At 64.8% G+C, this 1,227-nt stretch carries 1 protein-coding gene; it reads left to right on the top strand.

What is annotated here, in order from left to right:
- Positions 1–123 precede the first annotated feature (123 nt).
- The coding region (locus tag DC522_RS33590; protein WP_116532705.1) for a flagellin at positions 124–1,227 on the top strand (1,104 nt) is incomplete at its 3' end.

Raw genomic sequence — 1,227 nt, 5'->3', positions numbered from 1 at the left:
CCGGTTGAGCCCGGATGTCATGTGAGCAGCGGATCGAGCTTTGCTCGAGGCATGATGCCGCTCCGCTGGGCCGGTTCAATTCCGGCATTCCCTGAACCCTCGCATCCTTCAAGGAAGAAGCACATGTCTTCAATCAACACCAACCTGTCCGCCATGACCGCTCTGCAGGCCCTGAAAGCCACGCAGACCGCCATGAACAAGAACCAGAACCAGATCTCCACGGGTCTGCGCGTCGCCGAGGCGTCGCACAACGCGTCCTACTGGTCGATCGCCACCGGCATGAAGTCCGACAACGGGGCTCTCGGGGCCGTGAAGGACTCGATCAAGCAGTCGAAGGCGATGATCAACACCTTCACCTCGGCGATGGACAAGACCCTGACCTACCTCAACAAGATGAAGGAAGGTCTCGTGGCCGCCTCCCAGCCGGGCGCCGATCTGGCCAAGATCCAGACCGAGTTCAAGGCCGACATCGAGGGCATGAAGAGCGCCGCCAACTCGGCCTCGTTCAACGGCCAGAACTGGCTTGCCGGCGCCAGCGGCAGCGTCGAGCTGGTGACGTCGTATGACGGCGTGAACAACAAGGTCGGCACGCTCTCGATCAACACCTCGCAGACCAACCTGGTGGGCGGCCCGAGCGCCATCCTGAACGATGCCGTGGCCATCGACATCTCGGCCATCGCCGCTGTCGAGACGGCCGCAACCGCCACCACGCCCGGCGAGGCGGAGTTCACCGAGGCCGACCTGAAGCGCGTCGAGGGGGCGAAGATCACGGCCAAGATCGGCGACATGACCGTCAGCTACACCCTCACGGCAGCCGATGCTGCGGCGGCCGACTGGACGACCGCGGCCGGCAACATGCAGACGGCATTCCGCGCCGCGACGGGCGATGCCGCCATGACGGTCGGGTCTGCGGCAGGGGCGCTGACGATTGCCTCCAGCATCAACAACACCAAAGTGTCGGCCACCTATGTGGACAGCCTGTCGCAGTCCCTGGCCGACATCGACACGGCCATCGCCAAGGTGACCGAAGGCTCGGCCATGCTGGGCGCCAACAAGGCCCTGCTCGAGACCCAGGAGGAGTTCATCGGCGTGCTCTCCGACTCGCTCACGGCCGGCGTCAGCGCCTTCGTGGATGCCGACATGAACGAGGCCTCGACCCGCAACCAGGCCCTGCAGACCCAGCAGCAGCTCGGCGTCCAGGCCCTCTCCATGGCCAACCAGAACAGC

The organism is Microvirga sp. KLBC 81 (assembly GCF_003075415.1).
Lineage (GTDB): Bacteria > Pseudomonadota > Alphaproteobacteria > Rhizobiales > Beijerinckiaceae > Microvirga.
The sequence above is the reverse complement of the archived record's forward strand: the minus strand, read 5'-3'. Positions and strand labels throughout refer to the sequence as shown.